Here is a 13,793-nt window from a genome sequence, read left to right as displayed (position 1 = left end):
TGTTTAATCTTTAGGAAACATAACGTTAGCCATTGCGTTTGCAATTGCATTAGCTAATGATTCTTGCTTCCTATCTGCTAATCCGTTTAAAAACTGTAATTTTTTAAGCGTTGCTTGATCAACTTCTTCAGCAGTAGCAACGCCCTGATAAACAGGCCATACAAAAGCCCATTCTTCATCTAAGTCAGATTCTAATAATTGATCATTTAAATATTTTTTACTGCCAGAATTCGCCAAGAAATTCATCAGCTTCATCAATCAATTGATTGATTCCCTCACGCTCATCAAAGTCATCAAGCGTTAAGTTAGCTGGTTGAACAACAACATGTTCTAGTAATTGATCCGCAAAAATTGAACGTGCCATTTGACCATTTGGCATAGTTGAATTATCAATAATTTCCATAGACTTACGAATGCCAGGATATTGCAACAAATACTCATCCATTCCACCATCTGCACGCTTGATTTCAACCTTTTTTTGTTGACCAAACTTTGAAACTGGCTTAGCAACCTCTGGAATTTGTACCGGTTGTTGTGCTTGTGCTGAAACTGCTTGTTGTGCTTGTAATTCTTCTGCCATGATTTAATTCCTCCAAAAATGGGCACCAGCCCTGTGTAAGTTAATGTTTGCGATTGCAAACTAAAAGCGCTTAAGGAATCGAACCTTAAACGCCTGAAAAATTATGCAGTTACTTGAACATCCATATCCAAAACTTCAATGGTGTAAGTACGCTTTGGTGTTTGCTTACCAAATTGTCCATCAGCAGGCTTAGCAATAATTGCTTGATTACCTGATATTTTTTCACTAGGTGTCTTAATGACAATTGGTACTACCTTGTTAGAGTTTGCCAAACCATTAAGATACTTATGTGATGCTGAATTTCCCGATAAGTTAATCGTAATTTGACCTAATCGATTGTTATTAACGGCAATTGATGGCACACCTTGCGCATCAACTTCTGTTTGCACACGATCTTCCTTAATCGTATATGAAATCATATCACCATCTTGGAAACCTTGGACAACAACACTGTTAATTGTTAGAACAACGTCTTTTGCATTATAAACTGGAATATCTGCCATTATTTATCACCTCACTTATTAAACGTTTGAAATAGTTCCATGAACAGTGACATCATGAATTGCACCAGCTCGTGTGTAATCAAATGACAAGCCCTTGTAAGAACGACTAGCAATATCAGTAGCTGCTTGTTCCTCTCGTGAACCAGCAGTTACCGTAAACTTTCCCGAATTTGTTTCAGGGTCAATTAAGATGACGCCGTTTTCAGTTGCTGTACGCAAGACAGTTGTGACAGCCGCTTCTAATTGGGCGATACCTTGTGCACCATACGGTAACTTATCAGTTGTTTGCAATAGATTTTGGATTGACGATTCAATTTCAGCGCGTACCCAGTCATCTGAATGCAAATTATCAATGTACTCAAGCCCTGTTGTTAAGCCTTCTGATGTTTGAGGCATACCAGCCTTGTAAACATACATCACTGCACCAAGTTCTGTTGCTTTAGAAACGACAGTACCATTTACTTGGGTAGCGGTAATGCCCTTTAACTTCTTAAACTTCCAAGTAATTGAGCCAGGTTGTAGGTTTCCTAGCGCACCAACTAATGCACCAACACCCTTAAACTTTTCATTAGCACCTGCTTCACGATTGCCAAGGAATACAACAGTGCGTTCATTGCCGTAAAATGGTGCATCAGTAATTGATTCAATATCACTTACCTTTGCCGTTGATAAATTAACATCCATCCCCAATACGGCTAACTTACGTCCATATTGCTCGATAGCATTAGTTAACACTACTGTGTCTAATGATGTTGCTGAAATCATCGTTGCAAATTCCCAACCATCCGTTAGAGTAGATTCAACCTTTTCCTTGGTAGTTGATTGATCAACAGAAGATTCAATACCGTATAGATAAATCGTGTCACCATGATTAGGTTGCGCAAAAAATGACTTCACAATTTCTTCAGTTGCTGTATTAACTGCCAATCCTAAATTAGCAATATCAGCAGCTGCATGTAGTTGTACGTCTGGTAAGGTTTCTTCAGAATTTGACTCATCTGAGACGACGTAAACTGCCAAGTTCCCCAAATTAACTGGGGATGCAGGATTAACAACGTCCAAAATAACTTGAACGTCTAAGTTTTCATTAACCATTTAGGTTACCTCTCTTTTCAATTTCTACATCACTGATTGAATCAATGGTGCCATCTGTATATGTTTCTTGTAAGCGTAGCCGAACGTCAAAGCCAACCATGTGTTTGTCAAAAACTTGTTCTGGAATAGAACGGATATTAGTAGGCATTATTTCCGCAATGATGATGCCTTGTTGTCGCAACTGAATATCCACATCAAACTGTGTCAATGTTTTACGCCATGCTTGTGCAGCAAACAAAGCGTTGGTTTTACTGATATCGAACAACGTAAAACTAACAACAGCTTCAAACGCTTCTTCCTGTGTCACATCAAAGAATTCATCAATGGGAATATACGGACTGATTATGTCAAATGAGATAAACGTTCCTTCTGGTTGCTTACCTCCACCATTGGCTTCAGTTAAAACTAAACCTAAGTGATCCATGGCAATTGACGAAAAAACTTTATTTAATTTTGAATAATCAAAACTATTGATTTCATCAAGTTTGCTCATTGTTTGGACTCTCTTTCTTTAACTCATATTCCAGGACGTTTGAATAATCACTATAATTTTGCTTGCCGGTAACCCGATAAAACTCATCATTGTGTTTTACCCTGGTCCCGATGACATAATCATTTTCAGAAAACCAATAAGCCTTATCTGTATCAAATTCACCCGTCTCAGCAGGCATCAATTGACCGGACAATAGTGTTGAGTTGATGTTGAACGTTAGGAATGGCTCATACAAATCAATTTCCTTGCTTTCTGTTTGATGCCAAATACCTTCTACCCATTCACCATCATCACTATTGGCCAATACTGTTAATTTGGTGCCAAACATGTCGATTAGCGCACTCATATCTAAATAAAAAGCCATATTTAAATCTCCCTATGTGTGATTGCACCGTACATGTCTCCAGTATCAACCAACGGCTTACTGCTGCCCTTTTTAGCAATTGTGACTGGACTAAGCGGTGCAAAATTACCAGCATCAATTGTTTTACGAATATCCTGAACCATGAGTACCCCAAGTTTTGATAAGACAGCACTGCTTGATAACCCACCTTCAAATACTTGAATAATATCTTGGCCAATTTTCTGACCCCACTGATTTTCATTCTCGTATTGTGTGTTGCGCAAAAAAGGACGTGCAGGTATGCCCCTACTCGTCCCATATTCTTGCCATGTTGCTTTTTTAGCAGCAAAGCCACCAAATAGTCCTGCCTCAGCTGTCTTGCCGTCAAGTTGCTCTAAACGGGCGATTGCCTCATCTAGCTCATCAACATTCGATTCAACCTCTGTACTAAAACTAATATCCATAAGCTCACATCCTAAATGAATTCCACTTGATTAGATCCACCATTTAACAAGTCCCGCATACGTTCATATTCAACTAAATAAGTTGAGGAACCGTCAGAGCTTTGATATTCGATAGACATAACAGCCAATGTTTGCTTTTTAATATTGCTATTTGCCCCACTAATCAGTGAAGCAAAATGAGAACCCAACCAACCTGCAGCTATTTCTAACTTTGGTCCAGTAAAACCATCAGCCGTTGCATTATCAATGGCATCTTGTGCAATTTCAGCAAGCAATTCTTCATCATCAAGCTTTGTATTGCGTTTAATACGCTTAATCACATTTTGAACATCGACCATATGACCACGCTTTCTAAGATAAACGAATCACACGACCAGCTGACAATACATTAACAGTTAAGCCATTTAACTTTTTCAATCGTGCCAAACTCATCATATGTGCTGTTGCAATATCTGCTAACGTTTCACCAGCTTGAACCGTGTAGGTATCAGTTGTAGGTACTGGATAAGGTGCACTCTCATGATTGATTAGCATAATCTCCCATGGTTGCAACTCAGGTGCAGTTGGCACTGGTTCAGTGACAGTTACTGGGACTGCCAGAGTGGTGCCATCGTCACGAGAGTTCCAATGAATGGTTGTTGATCCAGCAGCTAAGAAACTAACAGTATATGTGCTATCACCGTTGTCCTGCACGCTAACAATTGAACCGTCATCCAAAATTGCCTCAACCGTCTTATCGGTAGCATTGGTTGGTTGGATATTTGACAAAGTCACGACTTCAGTACTACCAGCTTCGCCAGATAATGACGTTTTATCGAGGTCAAACGATGATACCTTAATTGGTTCTGCTGGTTGCTCTGGTTCAATTGGTTCATCCCCAGAATCTGTATCATCACTTGGCGCTTCGCTAGTTGTATCAGTTGGTTCTGCGCCATCTTCTTGTGCAGGTACTAATGCCAACAAATCAGCTTTAGTTGCGCTAGAAGAGTAAGCGATATTGTGTGCATCTAGATACGCCTTAATTTCTGCAACTGTATTTTGATCAGTTACTGTATCCATTTAGCCCACCTCCTTATAAAACAGTGGCTTGGAAAATATTATCAGCTTGCGCAAGCGTTGGCACAACCATAGTTGATGCCTTAATGATCGTACGAATTGGGTCATTAGTTTCGTCAAACATTTCAGTAAAGATATTCCCTACTTGTGAAGCTTGAACAGCACCATCAGCAATGGCACGAGACTCTTCAGGAGTAATACCGTAAACAGTTTCACCAACAGTCCCGTCAGCAAACATGGCAAATTGATTATCAGCCACATAATTTGAAACTGTACGCTTACCCTTTGCATCAGTATCAGCATACTTACCACGATAAGCACGTAATACTGGCAACCCATTCGCTTGCATAAATGCATCCAAGTCAGATTGCAACACTGTACGACCATTGTTTGAACCAAAGATATTAGCCACAACATGTGGGTTCTTACGCAATGACATTAATGCCTTAGTAGACATAATTGCACGAGTTGGTGTGATATCAACCTTGTCAGCCCATGCCAAAATTGTTTCGATTGGGTCCACTGATTCATCAGCAAAGTTAGTAGAACCTTTTTGATTGGAACCGATACCATAATCAACCTTATATGAACCACCTTGAGCATCTTTAACAGTAATCTTACCTGACATCAAAGCTTGCATACGCATTAATTCAGTAGCGGCATCCAGTGACTTAATCAAGTTGCCCATGTCGTCATAAACAGTGCCTTGAATATAAGCTTGTTCTTCAGGTGTACGTGGTTTGCGTAACTTAACCAAATCATCTTCTTTAAGCGCAAACTTCTTCTTTAGGAAGAATGGTTCAGTTTCTGATACTTGCGCTGTACGATCACCAAGCTCTGCCTCAGTATCGAATGCATGAACATGAGCAATGACTGGTGTCTTAGTTCCCGATGTTAAAATCTTAATATCATTTGATTGCACCTTACGTGCTGGAAATAGCTCCGCTCCTAGCAAATTAGGTGTTGCCACCGCCTTGGTATAGTCCAAGATATCTTGGTGTGGAAATAAATCAAAAATACTTGCCATAATTTAAATTACCTTATCCTTCCGATGGTGCTGTAGCAGCTGCAGGAACATCCCCACGGAATTTAATTCCAACAGCTTTCAAGGCTGTTTTGTCGTCAGCAGACAATGTAGCAGGCAAACGATCTTCTAGTACCCAACCCTCAACCATTACTGCAGCGGGCATTGGGTCATTAGTTGAGCCCTTAACGTCATTTAAGACTAATCCAATGGCCACATTGTCCTTCTTGAACACATCACCACTCACATATTCAGCATCAGCTGATTCCGTAAACGATTGCAAATGTGTCGATGCTAACCAACTAATTTGATCAGCAGTAGTTTTCGTATACTTCATGCGTATATCCTCCTTTTACTTGGCTTTTGTGCCAAAGAAATCATCAGCAACACCGCTGAGAGAACGACTGTTAGACTTTTCAGCCATTTGTGCACCAAAGGACTTACCTTGTCCCTGACTGGCACTCGCATTGTTGGGGGTTTGTCCATGCAAAGCTTCTTGTCGCTTAGCTTCCACTTTGTCATCAACAAGCTTTGCAAATGCTGTCACTGCCTGGGTCGTATCCTCTGCTGTGTCACGAACAACAAAGTTTAATGTCTCTTCATCAGCCGTAAAGCCCTTATCAGCCAACATCTTACTTGCCTCATTTACCATATTGGTATGGTTTAGTTCAGCACGTAATTTATCCGCCTCAGCTTGTGCTTTATTCAGCGCTTCATTAGATTTCTCTTGCTCATGTTTTTGACGTTGCTTATCAGACATGTTGGCAATATCAGCTGCTTCCTTTTGCTCTTCGTCCCACTTAGCACGAGCATCATCAAGTGCTTTTTGTAGCTTTGATTCGTTTGCCTTATCAGCACGAGATAGACGATCAGCAATCAATGAATCAACATGGGCTTGTTGCTCATCTGTAAAAGTTACGCCATTGTTGTCTGCATCAGAACCTTGTTGTTGTCCCTGTGCACTAGTATTCTCTTCAGCCATGTTTTTACCTCCGTTTTAAGGCCGTCGCCTGTAATTTCCTTGCACAGTTTTAAGCCATAAGCACGTTTTGGGCATAATAAAAACGCCTAGTTGCGATAACTAAGCGTTTTAGTAGATTTATTTAATTATTAACTAACATTCCAAAATATTTGTCATGGATATACTCCATTCTATTACCAATATCAGTAATTTCATATTCTGGACTAGGTGTCATGCCATAATGGACAATTGCACCAGAATAATCTGCGTCAAAGGCATTCCATTGCTCAACATCCTTGAATAAAACAAAAACATCATCTTTTGACTCTTCTATACCACTAGAAAAATCAAAAATATCATGTCCAACTCCTTCTAAAAAGTCGTAGTCATCTTTTTTTAATTTTAATTTCAACATAACTACTCCTTTCCAACAGGATTAACTTGAATTAAATTACCAGTTTCTGTATTAAAAGTTACCTCAACTGGTGGTAATTTAATGACCAATACATTTCTATCACGTCTGTCAGGAACAATAGTACCTTTTTCTAACGCAACCTTAATGTCCTCTATTTTAACACCTGAACGGCGACCTTTCCACGGTTCACTATTTTTATTTTGCCAGCCACCACCAATTGCACGATCGATAAAGTGATTTGAAAAACTTTTTACCTCTACACCATTGCTTAACCGTAAACCAACAATCTCTTTTTGTAATCTTTTTCGCATATCAACATAATCTTGTTTAGTTGTTAATGGCGACAAATTTCCAATTTCAATCATATCAGCAATTCTTGCTTCATCAGCAGCATCTTGTTTACTTTGCTCTGATTGAGCAACTGCAGTCGTTACTCCAGCAATCACAGAATCAAAGTCGCTTGTATCTCTAACAATAGTACAGCGACAGTTGTAATGAAACGGTACTAAACTCTTAGCTTCTGCCAATGTGTAGTCACTGCCGAGATATGGCAAACACTTACTACAAGCACCAAATTCATTCATGATCGTGACTTTGCTCTGATAATAGGGATGCTCCTGATTAATCTTGTCATCAGCCGTTTCCCAAGCCGTTAACTTAGCCTGTTTATCAGCAACTGCAGCATAAGTTCGAATATTACGAGATGAAGCAGCGCTAAATGCTTGCAAATACCACCAAACACCCAGAAACCCACCGACCATTTCGCCTAGATGTTGCTTTAATTCAGCATTATCTTCTGCCTGTTCCGCATCTCGTTGGTCCGCATAAGCATTTAAATCAGCCAGAAAATCATCATCGGTGTAGTTATCGTATTTATCTTCACTCATTACTACCTACCTCCGACAATCTTTGCCCAATTTTTCGCACTGACACCTTGCTGAACAGCTTTAATTAGCTCAATCGATAAGTTAGCCAGTATCTTGTCAAACGACTGCCAGAACGCATTCACGGGCTTTTTGTTGTCAAACGCTTGATGAGACAATTCCTGCATTTTTGCGGTAGTTAATGGCTTATCAATACCCAAATCGTCTGATTGGCGTTGATATTCGTCACGAAACTCATTTAACAACGTCTTTTCCATGATCTGAAAAGCATTATTAGCCATTGGCAGCATCATCAAACCCATTAATGATTGCAGGTACATTTCCATGTCTGTTGTACCCATACTTAAATACATCATTTTGCGCTTTTTAACGTTGATTTCGTTAATCTTGGATAATTCCTTAGCCAACGTCTTTAATTGCGTTAAATCGTGAATGGTGGGCGATTTACGCAAGATAGACGTGTCGATATGATCATCTTTTTCATGAGCAATAAAAAAGGCGCTTAATTCAGCGCTAATTCGTTTAATATGCTTGTCTGCTGCCCGTTCAAGGCCAACATTAATGTCGTAATCTTGCTTCATGGTTTCCAACATGTGGCGCTTTTCATCAATGGCTCGCATTACTTGTCACCACCTTTGAAATCATTCTCGCTAACATCCCCGAGAGTTGCTAAGGCATTGTTAGCATTGTTGCGTTGCTCCTCATCTCGTGCCTTGATAACGGCATCAGGATCATCAACTGTTGAAATCGCTGAAATAGCTGTCTTGCGGTCAACTACATCAAGCAATGTCTTAGCAGTTGTTGCTTCATCTTGGACGTTATGGGGAACGGTTCGTTTAAATGTCGCTTTGACGTTCTTAGCTAACTCGCCAGTCATATCAAGCGGCAACGTGGCACCAATCGCAAAGGCTAACTTAAATAGCTGCCTGATTGATAACTTGAACTTCCGCTCTTTCATATTTGCTGCATTGCTCATTGACTGCAGCTTAAACTCTAACGCCGTACCGGACGCATTACCAAACACATCATCATTGAAATTAGCAACGTTTGACTTGGTGTAAATGGCATCAATTGCACGGTCCAAGAAATGTTCCTGAATTAAATCAGCATCAGGTTTGTTTAGAAAATCAATATCGACTTGCCTATCAGAATCAACGGACGGAACATTGATTACTCGTTTATCAATCATCTCATCAATCGTTTCTTTTCTTAATTTAGCGTTGATGACTTTCATGATCGTGTTGCTAAAGTAGTCAATGTCGTTACCTTTGTTGCTCATTGCCATATCAACGGCATCAATCAAGCTAATCACTTGCTCAAATAGTCCTTGTCGTTCAATCGAGGCAAAGAATTCAACCAACGGCACGTTAGTGAATAGGTTATCTGTTACTTCGTCGTACTGAATACCAGCTGATGCACTACCATGGAACGTTACTACTGAATGTTTTGTGTACAGCGTGCCACTGATTGTGCCATTGCGTTGTCGTTGCGTGTAATACACGGCATATTCAATGGGCGCACCGATTTGTGTGCCATAAACCGCAAAAGCATTGCGTGGGTCGATTGGTGCCACTCTGGTATTGCTATCCTCATCTTGATAAAGCAACGTGTATGACCGGCCAAAGATATCAACCTGCTTGGCCAACTCGGCAATTGTATCGGTTAAATCATTAATCGCCACAAAATCAGCAATTCGTTGATCTAATTCATTGTTGTCGTGACCATTGTTATCATAATCAAACTTAACTGGCGTTCCAGCAAAGAACCCGACTTCATTATCGACTAATTCCTTAGCAAAGTTGATAACTAAGCGATTATCTGGCTTTCCTTTTGCTTTGGCCAACTTACGTAAAATACTATGTTTACCTAAATAGTAATTCATTAAGCGGTTATAGCGATTATTCAATCGATTAGCGTGCGCATTGATCAACTCATTTACATCAGTTTCTGCTGGTAAGTCATCCCCAATGCTTTCAGAATAAAAGACATGGTTTTCGTCAGACGACAACCGATCACTATTAAAATTTATCGCCATTAGAAAATTCCTCCAAAAATTTCAACTTCATTATCTTCACTGATATGGTTATGTATTGCATACCTCATTGTGTCCATTGCGTGGTCATTCTCTTTAATGGGCAATCCCTTTTTCTCATCCCAAACGTAATCAAAAATTTCATTCTCAAACTCTTTAGCTGCATCTCGCACAACAAATAAACGATTGGCTTTAATCATCTTGGCGACATCTTCAACACCCTTCATGATTTTTTTGTCAGCGTTACGTGCATCTAAATCTTCGTTAATGAATCTAGCGACATGTTCAGGTCGAGCAGAATCACACCAAAAGGGGATGTCACCATAACGACGTTTAACGTCTAACGCAATATCAGTCCAATAATCAATCTCTTCATGTTGTGATGCATGCTCTTCAACTAGGTAATATTTATGATCATCAGTTTCGCCCCAAACTTGAATAACGCCTGAGTGTTCATATCCCCAGTCAACGCCAGCGAAATAATTAGTGATATTTGGCACATCTTGAACATTAACAAAATGTTTCTTATCGTTAAAATCTCGATAAACAGCACCTTCACCATTAACCCACAAGCCTAAAATTTTACGATCATAATACATCCCCGTTGGCGTTTCAGCTTTCAAATGCTTCACGTAATCGGGAGATAAGAATGTATTATCATCAAGGACAAAATGCACTCGTTTAATACCTGCCTCAGGGTTCTTATTATCGATATACTCCTTTTTCAGCCAATGCGTTGGTGAATCCGGATTAGTATCTAGCAAGATATGTGAATTAGGCATTGAAACACGCGACAATATTTCATCAAAGACGGCACGATTAGCAAGGGACGCCTCATTAATATAAGCACCATATGCAGTCATACCACGAACAGCACCAACACCACGTTCAGAATTGGTAAAAGCAACGACAATCTTCACACCGAATAACTTAAAGCTACCGTGTTTATCGTATTTAGGCTCCCAACCGTATTTCTTAGTCAGCTCATTAATGACATTGTTATCTAACGTTTTACTTGAGTAACCAGCCAATATGTATTGGGGGCTGTAATCACCATTACTTTTAGCGATACGACTAACTCGTAACACGTCATGCAAAAACACATCATTATTAACCACTGTCTTACCAGTACGAACAGCACCGTCTAATATTAACGTTCTAAAGTCGTCTGACATGGCAATGTTCAATACCTGACGTTGTTTACGTGTGTATGCTTTTTTAAGTGTTAGTTTCTGCTTCATCATTTTGTTCACCTGCTTGTAGTGCATCCATAATCTTAGCCAACATCACTTCTTCACTCGATTGATCATCATCAACACGAGCTGCTTTTGCCTCAGCCAATATTGCTTCAGCTTTGGCACGTCTAACTTGTGCATCACTTAATGCATCTGGTTGCTGTTTATTCAACTCAGCTAATAAACGTGCCTGTGCAGCTTGTTTATCGTATAAATCAAGGACAACACCGTCACGACCTATCGATACCTTTTTAATTAGGCTCGTATCGACCTTTGACTTGTCTTTGAGTTGCACCCACGACATATGTTTAATCACACGATTACCATCGATATCAACTATTGGTTCACCCATTGCATCTTGTGCATATTCGTCATGCTCACCAAAATCTAAGTAACTCCCAATATCTGAAAACGACTGTTTCATCAGGTCAGTTAAAATATCTTGTCGATTAGCTCCTAAATCATGCAAACGTGCCTTTCTCAGCATTTCAATAGCAGATTTTAGGTTAGCATTTGTTAGCATTCTAGATGCATTAACCTTTGCCGTTTCATAGTCCACATCATACACATTTATATATGCCTGCGTTGCGTTGAAAAGTCTCACATACTCGATAACAAAGGCTTTTTGCTTATCCGTTAAGTCGCTATCAGCTAACTCATCAATCACTTGGTCCGCCATTTGAGACGTTGCAACGTTTTTGTGTTGCGTTGCATTTTTGTTGCGTTTTGTTGCAACACTTTTTGTTGCAGCTTTATAAACTCTATCTGAAACATCATCCCATTTGTAACGTGATTTCCATGAACGAATAGTCGAGGCAGATTTACCAATCTTTTGCGCAATATCTTTAATCTTCATACCAGCTAAGTAATCTTGCTTAGCCTGTTCTTTTAGATCCATTACATATCACCACCTCGTTTCTTTTTAACTGACTTGTGTTGCTTAATCTGAGCTTGTTTCTTTAATTCTTTTCGTTCTTGTGCATCCAATTTACCAATAATGGAGGCCTCAACATTTCGATACCATGGTTCCATTTCATATTTACTCCTGATTTTCTGCAAAATAAAAGACTAGTCCACATTTTTTGTAGACTAGCCCTAATTACTAGAATAGTTTTTATAATATTAAGTATGTAGCATCCACCTCATCAATTATTTTCTTATTAAGGTCATTGTAATTACTGGAGATTTTTTGAACTAAATTAATTGCTCTTTTTGAGTATTCATCATCTAATTTCAGCTTATTTTCATACATGGATTGCTTTAACTGATCATTTGTTAAAAATTTTTCTTCATCTAATTGACCAAATTTTTCCAAATTTTCACATAAATCATTGATATTGGAATGGAATTTTTCTCTTTGCTTGCTTGGAAGGGTATCTACTATCAACCTAATATCCCATGGCTCTGAAGTTAGATACGTTATTTCACCATTAATATCTTTTTCATTGAAGAAAACTCTTTTAAGATCTATTATTTCTTCTTGACTCAAACGAACGTTCCATCCTCTGTATAAGGGTGGAACAGTCCCATTATATCTATACTTTAATAACAAATTACGCATTTCACGGAGGTCTTTTATATATCTATCTCCGATAATTCGTTGCCTCTCTTTTTCATCACTATGATCTATTTCAAATTTAGCAACTGAAAAAGCAATAATTCCCGAAGATATAACTCCTAAATAACTACCCCAAAAGCTCATCCAATTTCCATGGTTACCTGGTGTTGCCCACAATGCTAATTTGTAAAAAACTCCCCAATGGCACTGTATTGCCAATGGTATCCCTATTATTAAAACGATAAAAACAATAAAATAAACATATTTGTATTTATTAAAATGTTCTTTCATAACCTACCTCTTTTCAAAGTAAATTATATCAAGAATTAAAAGTAAATTATCTAATTGTTTAAATCATTTATGCGCCGAACTGCAATTTGATAGAACTCTTTGTTTAGCTCAATACCAATAAAATTACGATTCGTTAACTTAGCAGCAACTCCAGTTGAGCCACTACCCATTGTGTTGTCTAGTACCAAATCACCTGGCTTTGTATAGGTTTTAATCAAGTAACTCAACAAATTAACCGGCTTTTCAGTTGGATGTACACCTTTACCATGCACTGATGGTTGACTATACTCCAATATATCGATTGGATAACGCTCACCTTTATTCTCCGTTACTACTGTTTTCTTAGTTGCCCGGTAATTACGTGCCAAACGTGGCTTAGTGACCGATTTATACTGTTTACCCTGTCGCATTTGGGGGTTGTAGGTAGGCAGCTTCTTATAGAAAATGAGAATTTCTTCTACAGTTCGTAACGGCATTCGTTTTGCATTTAAAAAGCCAACGGCTCGTGCTTTCTTCCAAGTCCATTTGTAGCGGTACATCTTCTCGTTTGACGAGATTAAATGATTGGCAAATATTCCTTGGCCAAACAACACAATCGCACCATGTTCTTTGATAATCCGATTATACTGTTCCCACAACTGATCAAACGGAATTAACACATCCCATTCATTAGCTGTTGTGCCATAAGGTAAATCTGCCAAAATCATATCAACTGATTCATCAGGTAACTTAGACATTTCTGTCAATGTTTCACCATTGATTAATTTCACTATTCAATTCCTCCAGGTAATCACAGCCTACTGCTGTCTTCTTTATCAATTATTCGACAATACCATAATATAACGATTAGTGCGCGCTA

Annotated in this window: 21 protein-coding genes and 1 pseudogene; all 22 read right to left on the bottom strand. The window is 38.9% G+C overall.

Annotated elements, in window-relative coordinates; translation table 11 throughout:
• Positions 1 to 3 precede the first annotated feature (3 nt).
• Complete coding sequence (locus tag FFM55_RS08885; RefSeq protein ID WP_137600952.1) at positions 4 to 237, bottom strand: hypothetical protein; 234 nt, start codon at positions 235 to 237, stop codon at positions 4 to 6.
• Entirely contained in the window at positions 218 to 580 is a 363-nt protein-coding gene (locus tag FFM55_RS08880) for a hypothetical protein (protein ID WP_052348418.1), read from the bottom strand. Before FFM55_RS08880 ends, FFM55_RS08885 begins: the two co-directional genes overlap by 20 nt.
• 101 nt (positions 581 to 681) lie before the next feature.
• Entirely contained in the window at positions 682 to 1,083 is a 402-nt protein-coding gene (locus tag FFM55_RS08875; protein WP_042493138.1) for a phage structural protein, read from the bottom strand.
• Positions 1,084 to 1,101: 18 nt separating this feature from the next.
• Positions 1,102 to 2,178, bottom strand: coding sequence for a DUF3383 family protein (locus tag FFM55_RS08870; protein WP_137600951.1), 1,077 nt, complete (start codon positions 2,176 to 2,178; stop codon positions 1,102 to 1,104).
• Positions 2,171 to 2,671 (bottom strand): phage neck terminator protein, encoded by a 501-nt coding sequence (locus tag FFM55_RS08865; protein WP_137600950.1) that lies wholly within the window; start codon positions 2,669 to 2,671, stop codon positions 2,171 to 2,173. Before FFM55_RS08865 ends, FFM55_RS08870 begins: the two co-directional genes overlap by 8 nt.
• The gene (locus tag FFM55_RS08860; RefSeq protein ID WP_042493145.1) at positions 2,658 to 3,035 is read right to left on the bottom strand and encodes a hypothetical protein; all 378 of its coding nucleotides are present in this window, start codon (positions 3,033 to 3,035) and stop codon (positions 2,658 to 2,660) included. Before FFM55_RS08860 ends, FFM55_RS08865 begins: the two co-directional genes overlap by 14 nt.
• Before the next feature lie 2 nt (positions 3,036 to 3,037).
• Positions 3,038 to 3,478 carry a phage virion morphogenesis protein gene (locus FFM55_RS08855; protein ID WP_042493147.1) on the bottom strand — a complete coding sequence of 147 codons (441 nt, stop codon included), beginning with the start codon at positions 3,476 to 3,478 and terminating at the stop codon, positions 3,038 to 3,040.
• Positions 3,479 to 3,489: 11 nt separating this feature from the next.
• Entirely contained in the window at positions 3,490 to 3,816 is a 327-nt protein-coding gene (locus FFM55_RS08850; protein ID WP_137600949.1) for a hypothetical protein, read from the bottom strand.
• 13 nt (positions 3,817 to 3,829) lie between these two features.
• The gene (locus FFM55_RS10150) at positions 3,830 to 4,438 is read right to left on the bottom strand and encodes a LysM peptidoglycan-binding domain-containing protein (protein WP_373863715.1); all 609 of its coding nucleotides are present in this window, start codon (positions 4,436 to 4,438) and stop codon (positions 3,830 to 3,832) included.
• Positions 4,427 to 4,525 (bottom strand): annotated as a pseudogene (locus tag FFM55_RS09975) (HeH/LEM domain-containing protein); the annotation flags it as partial. The gene FFM55_RS10150 and the pseudogene FFM55_RS09975, both read right to left, overlap by 12 nt.
• A 25-nt stretch (positions 4,526 to 4,550) precedes the next feature.
• Positions 4,551 to 5,561: a major capsid protein gene (locus FFM55_RS08840; protein WP_042493152.1), complete on the bottom strand. Its 1,011-nt coding sequence runs from the start codon at positions 5,559 to 5,561 to the stop codon at positions 4,551 to 4,553.
• Between the two features lie 13 nt (positions 5,562 to 5,574).
• Entirely contained in the window at positions 5,575 to 5,895 is a 321-nt protein-coding gene (locus tag FFM55_RS08835) for a hypothetical protein (RefSeq protein WP_042493154.1), read from the bottom strand.
• A gap of 15 nt (positions 5,896 to 5,910) precedes the next feature.
• Entirely contained in the window at positions 5,911 to 6,540 is a 630-nt protein-coding gene (locus FFM55_RS08830; protein ID WP_042493156.1) for a DUF4355 domain-containing protein, read from the bottom strand.
• Positions 6,541 to 6,661: 121 nt separating this feature from the next.
• Positions 6,662 to 6,934, bottom strand: a complete 273-nt coding sequence (locus FFM55_RS08825; protein ID WP_042493157.1) for a hypothetical protein — start codon at positions 6,932 to 6,934, stop codon at positions 6,662 to 6,664.
• Between the two features lie 2 nt (positions 6,935 to 6,936).
• Positions 6,937 to 7,821 (bottom strand): hypothetical protein, encoded by an 885-nt coding sequence (locus FFM55_RS08820; protein ID WP_137600947.1) that lies wholly within the window; start codon positions 7,819 to 7,821, stop codon positions 6,937 to 6,939.
• A gap of 2 nt (positions 7,822 to 7,823) precedes the next feature.
• Positions 7,824 to 8,438: a hypothetical protein gene (locus FFM55_RS08815; protein WP_042493159.1), complete on the bottom strand. Its 615-nt coding sequence runs from the start codon at positions 8,436 to 8,438 to the stop codon at positions 7,824 to 7,826.
• Complete coding sequence (locus tag FFM55_RS08810) at positions 8,438 to 9,853, bottom strand: phage portal protein (protein WP_052348419.1); 1,416 nt, start codon at positions 9,851 to 9,853, stop codon at positions 8,438 to 8,440. Before FFM55_RS08810 ends, FFM55_RS08815 begins: the two co-directional genes overlap by 1 nt.
• Positions 9,853 to 11,094, bottom strand: a complete 1,242-nt coding sequence (locus tag FFM55_RS08805; protein WP_240006020.1) for a PBSX family phage terminase large subunit — start codon at positions 11,092 to 11,094, stop codon at positions 9,853 to 9,855. Before FFM55_RS08805 ends, FFM55_RS08810 begins: the two co-directional genes overlap by 1 nt.
• Positions 11,069 to 11,983 (bottom strand): terminase small subunit, encoded by a 915-nt coding sequence (locus FFM55_RS08800; protein WP_137600946.1) that lies wholly within the window; start codon positions 11,981 to 11,983, stop codon positions 11,069 to 11,071. Before FFM55_RS08800 ends, FFM55_RS08805 begins: the two co-directional genes overlap by 26 nt.
• Positions 11,983 to 12,117: a hypothetical protein gene (locus FFM55_RS10080; RefSeq protein ID WP_257787095.1), complete on the bottom strand. Its 135-nt coding sequence runs from the start codon at positions 12,115 to 12,117 to the stop codon at positions 11,983 to 11,985. Before FFM55_RS10080 ends, FFM55_RS08800 begins: the two co-directional genes overlap by 1 nt.
• Before the next feature lie 82 nt (positions 12,118 to 12,199).
• Positions 12,200 to 12,934 (bottom strand): hypothetical protein, encoded by a 735-nt coding sequence (locus FFM55_RS08795; protein WP_137600945.1) that lies wholly within the window; start codon positions 12,932 to 12,934, stop codon positions 12,200 to 12,202.
• 50 nt (positions 12,935 to 12,984) lie between these two features.
• Complete coding sequence (locus tag FFM55_RS08790) at positions 12,985 to 13,704, bottom strand: DNA-methyltransferase (RefSeq protein WP_240006019.1); 720 nt, start codon at positions 13,702 to 13,704, stop codon at positions 12,985 to 12,987.
• Positions 13,705 to 13,793 lie beyond the last annotated feature (89 nt).

The organism is Weissella sagaensis (assembly GCF_005405285.1).
In the GTDB taxonomy this organism is placed as follows: Bacteria; Bacillota; Bacilli; order Lactobacillales; family Lactobacillaceae; genus Weissella; species Weissella sagaensis.
This window is presented reverse-complemented; position numbering and strand designations above follow the sequence as displayed.